3 protein-coding genes are annotated in these 4853 nt (G+C 72.7%); 1 reads left to right on the top strand and 2 read right to left on the bottom strand.

All coding sequences use genetic code 11. The features are described 5' to 3' along the window. Positions 1–109: 109 nt before the first annotated feature. Both AB0J52_RS27545 and mfd read right to left on the bottom strand, forming a co-directional pair. Positions 110–778 (bottom strand): SurA N-terminal domain-containing protein, encoded by a 669-nt coding sequence (locus AB0J52_RS27545; RefSeq protein ID WP_500185259.1) that lies wholly within the window; start codon positions 776–778, stop codon positions 110–112. A 10-nt stretch (positions 779–788) separates the two neighbouring features. Beyond that, positions 789–4319 carry a transcription-repair coupling factor gene (mfd, locus tag AB0J52_RS27540; protein WP_500185260.1) on the bottom strand — a complete coding sequence of 1177 codons (3531 nt, stop codon included), beginning with the start codon at positions 4317–4319 and terminating at the stop codon, positions 789–791. A 348-nt stretch (positions 4320–4667) separates the two neighbouring features. Between mfd and AB0J52_RS27535 the strand changes: the two genes are divergently transcribed. Then, the coding region (locus tag AB0J52_RS27535) for a helix-turn-helix domain-containing protein (protein ID WP_500185258.1) at positions 4668–4853 on the top strand (186 nt) is incomplete at its 3' end.

Below are 4853 nucleotides of genomic sequence, written 5' to 3'. Positions count from 1 at the left end.
CGGCGCGCGCCAGCACGCGCGGGGCCGAGCGCAGCGCCTCCCAGGCGCGCCAGGTCAGCAGGCCGGGCGCCACCCGGTGGGACGTCGCGAGCAGGATGAGGCTCATCGGTTAACGCACACCTGATTCCGTAGCGGACAGCCGGTACACGACCGGGCTGATCGTGACCTTCGCGGGGTCGAACGTGCCGAACCGGGGGTTCACGCGGACCTTCAGCTTCTTGGCGGCGTCGGCCAGCGCCTGGTCGAACTGCTGCGTGGCCTGCCGCGCCGTCGGGGAGTTCGGGGCGTGGTCCCAGCCGAACCGGTCCATCAGCAGGAGCTGGATGGCGTTGAAGCGGGCCACGTCGCGCACCCGGTCCTTCGGCAGGCCGGCGGCGAGGGTCAGCGACACCGCGTTCGACGTCGGGGCCTGGTCCATCAGCGCCAGCGCCTGGTCGACGTCGCCGCCGCTCGGCTCGACCCCGTTGTCCCGGGCCGCCTGGTCGCCGATCCGGAGGAAGACCAGCGTGGTCAGGGTGGCGCGGACGTCGGACTCGCTCGCCGCGTCCGTGCCCATCTGCTGCTGCTCCGGCGGCTCGCCGCGGACGGCGCCGGCCTGGGGGTCGGCCTTGAACTCCGGCTGCCAGTCCCGGACGGTCCGGTCCAGGTCGGCGACGGTGATCCGGTCGTCGCCGACCAGCGCCGCCGCGCCCGCCTTCACCGGCCCGCCGCCGCAGCCCGACAGCAGCACGGCCGACAACGGCAGCGCCGCGAGTGCGGTGATCCTCGTCTTCTTCATGATCGGCACCCTAGGCCCGCGCGGGTTCGGGGAACAACGCCTCGACCAGGTCGGTGGCCCATCCCAGCAGCTCCTGGTCGCGCAGCGGCGTGCCGCCGAGCGGCTTGGTCTTCGGCGCGGGGACGAGCAGCGTCCGGGTCGCGGGCTTGAGCAGGCTCTTCGGGTAGAGCCGCTGCAGCCGGACCTGGCGCGAGTCGGGCAGCTCGACCGGGGCGAACTTGATGAACGTCCCCTGGACGGTCACCTCGCTCAGCCCGGCCCTGCGCGCCTTCGCCCGGAACCGCGCGACCTCCAGCAGGTTCAGCACCGGGACGGGCAGCGGGCCGAACCGGTCCTTCAGCTCGTCGGCGACGGCGGCGATCTCCTCGTCGGAGGCGATCGCGGCGATCCGGCGGTAGGCGTCCAGCCGCAGCCGCTCGCCCGGGATGTACTCGTGCGGCAGGTGCGCGTCGACCGGCAGCTCGACCCGGGTCTCGGGCAGCTCCTCGGCCCGCGCGCCGCCCTCCTTCAGGTCCCGGACCGCCTCACCGACCATCCGGACGTACAGGTCGAACCCGACGCCCGCGACGTGCCCGGACTGCTCCGCGCCGAGGATGTTGCCCGCGCCGCGGATCTCCAGGTCCTTCATGGCGACGTACATGCCCGCGCCGATCTCGGTGTGCTGGGCGAGCGTCGCGAGCCGCTCGTGCGCGGTCTCGGTCAGCGGCGTCTCCGGCGGGTACAGGAAGTAGGCGTAGGCGCGCTCGCGGCCGCGTCCGACGCGTCCGCGCAGCTGGTGGAGCTGCGACAGGCCGTACATGTCGGCGCGGTCGACGATCAGGGTGTTGGCGTTCGGGACGTCCAGGCCGGACTCGACGATCGTGGTGGCCACGAGCACGTCGAAGTTCTTCTCCCAGAAGTCGACCATCACCTTCTCGAGCTCGTGCTCGTTCATCTGGCCGTGCGCGACCGCGACCCGCGCCTCCGGGACGAGCTGCTTGATCTGCGCGGCGACCTTGTTGATCGACCGGACCCGGTTGTGCACGAAGAACACCTGGCCCTCGCGCAGCAGCTCGCGCCGGACGGCGGCGGCGATCTGCTTCTCCTCGTAGGGCCCGACGAAGGTCAGCACGGGGTGCCGCTCCTCCGGCGGGGTGAGGATCGTGGACATCTCGCGGATGCCGGTCAGGCCCATCTCCAGGGTGCGCGGGATCGGCGTCGCCGACATGGCGAGCACGTCCACCTGGGTGCGCAGCCGCTTCAGCTCCTCCTTGTGCTCGACGCCGAACCGCTGCTCCTCGTCGATGATCACCAGGCCGAGGTTCTTGAACCGGGTCTGCGCCGACAGCAGCCGGTGCGTGCCGACCACGACGTCCACCGTGCCCTTGGCGAGGCCGTCCAGCGTCTCCCTGATCTCGCCCTCGGTCTGGAACCGGCTGATCGGCTTCACGCTGACCGGGAACGCCGAGAACCGCTCGGAGAACGTCGACAGGTGCTGCTGGACGAGCAGCGTCGTCGGCACGAGCACCGCGACCTGCCGCCCGTCCTGGACGGCCTTGAACGCCGCCCGGACCGCGATCTCGGTCTTGCCGTAGCCGACGTCGCCGCAGATCAGCCGGTCCATCGGGACGGCCTTCTCCATGTCGGACTTGACCTCGTCGATCGCGGCGAGCTGGTCGGGCGTCTCCACGTAGGGGAAGGCGTCCTCCAGCTCGCGCTGCCACGGGGTGTCGGCGCCGAACGCGTGCCCGGGGCTCGCCATCCGCGCCGAGTACAGCCGGATCAGCTCGCCCGCGATCTGCTTGACCGCCTTGCGCGCCCGCGTCTTGGCCTTCTGCCAGTCCGCGCCGCCGAGCCGGTGCAGGCTCGGGGCCTCGCCGCCGACGTACCGGGTCAGCTCCTCCAGCTGGTCGGTCGGGACGAACAGCCGGTCGCTCTTGGCGTACTCCAGGATCAGGTACTCGCGGGTCGCGCCCTGCACGGTGCGGCTGACCATCTCGACGTACCGGCCGACGCCGTGCTGCTCGTGCACCACGTAGTCGCCGGGCCGCAGCTGCAGCGGGTCGACGCCGCCGCGCCGCCGGGACGGCATGCGCCGCATGTCCTTGGTGGACGCCTTCTGCCCGGACAGGTCGGTCTCGGTGAGGACGGCGAGCTTCACCGCCTCCCAGACGAACCCGTTCTCCAGCAGGCCCGTGGCCACGTTCACCAGGCCCGGCTTCGGCTCGTCCGGCAGGTCGGTGAGCGTCGCGCCGAGGCCCTCCTCGCCGACGAGCTGCACCAGCCGCTCGGCGGGCCCGTGCCCGGCGGTGACCAGGACGACCCGCCAGCCGCCGTCGATCCACGCCTTGAGGTCGCCCATCACCCGGGCGGTGTCGCCCCGGTACGCCTCGGCCGGGTGGACGCGCAGGTCGAGCTCGTCCTCCTGGGTGAGGGCGGAGACCGTCCAGCGGTGCAGGCCGAGCGCGTCGTTGTGCTCGACGACCTCCTCCAGCGACCGGAACGCGGCCGCGCCGAGGTCGATCGGGGCCTCGCCGCCCGCCGCCGCGTTCACCCAGCTCGCGTCCAGGAACTCCTGGCTGGTGCGGACGAGCTCGGCGGACCGCGTCCGGATCCGCTCGGGCTCGCAGACCAGCAGCGCCGAGCCCTTCGGCAGCAGGTCGGTGACCAGTTCCATGCGCTCGGCGAGGACGGGCGAGAACGCCTCCATCCCCTCGACGGTGTCGCCGTCCGCGATCCGCAGCAGGATCTCCTCCAGCGCGGGGTGCCGCGCGGCGAGCGTCCTGGCACGTTCCCGGACGGCGTCGGTCAGCGGCAGCTCGCGGCACGGCGGGGCCCACAGGCCGTCCTGCGCGATCTCCAGCGAGCGCTGGTCGGCGGCCTTGAAGTAGCGGATCTCCTCGACCGTGTCGCCCCAGAACTCGACCCGGAGCGGGTGCTCCTCGGTCGGCGGGAACGCGTCCAGGATGCCGCCGCGCACCGCGATCTCGCCGCGCTTCTCGACCAGGTCGACGCGGTGGTAGCCGGCCTCGACCAGCCGCCGGACGACGTCGTCGAGGTCGGCGTCCTCGCCGGACCGCAGCCGCACCGGCTCCAGGTCGGCGAGCCCGGCCACGATCGGTTGCAGGACGGCCCGGACCGGCGTCACCACGACGTCGAGCCGGCCCGACTTCCCCGACCAGCCGCCGCCGTCCCCGGCGGCCCCCGCTCCGTCCGCGTCCGGGTGGACCAGCCGCCGTAGGACGGCGAGCCGCTGCCCGACGGTGTCCGAGCGCGGCGAGAGCTTCTCGTGCGGGAGGGTCTCCCAGGCGGGGAAGTGCGCGACCCGGTCCGGGTCCATGAGGCTGCTCAGCGCGGCGGCGAGGTCCTCGGCCTCCCGCGCGGTGGCGGTCACGGCCAGCACGACCCCGTCGTCCTTGCGCAGGGCGCGCGAGAGCGCGGCCCCGAGGATCGGCCACAGGGACGGCGGCGCGACGACGGACCGGGGGTCGTCCGGGCTGGCCAGGGCGGTGCCCAGCGTGTCGTCGGCGTACGCGAGATCAACAAGTCCAGAAAGCGTCATCACTGCCTGCAACGTCATCGCCCCGCCGAACAATCCGCGGCGTCGCCTGCCGCGAGCCGATTCGGGGCAGCCCGAAAACCCGGGAGCCGATGGCCGACCCGGTGTCCTCACCACCCTACGCGGCGCCCGTGACAACCCGCGCGGACTCGTCCGCAATCGCCATGACGCGCCGCCTGTTCTCTCGGCGTGCGGGCCGTCCTCATGTGGAGCGATGCCGCGCGATGTGGAGCGATGCCGCGCGGTGTGGAGCGATGTCGAGCGATACGGCGGGGGCCGTCCGCCGCCGTCCGTTTAATCGGTTGACACGACCGTCTAGAGTGAGACATCAATGTCGCAAACGAGACGCTGATGGGTAGCATGCGAAGCACAGAAGAGATCCTCGGGGCCGCCACCCGGCACCTGAACGCCGAACCGACCGCCTCCATGGCCCAGCTGGCCGAGGCGGCCGGGGTGAGCCGCGCCACCCTGCACCGGCACTTCGCCAGCCGCGAGGACCTGCTGCGCGCGCTCGGCGAGCGCGCCCCCCGCCGCGGG

The organism is Spirillospora sp. NPDC049652 (genome assembly GCF_040675125.1).
Classification (GTDB): Bacteria; Actinomycetota; Actinomycetes; order Streptosporangiales; family Streptosporangiaceae; genus Spirillospora.
This window is presented reverse-complemented; position numbering and strand designations above follow the sequence as displayed.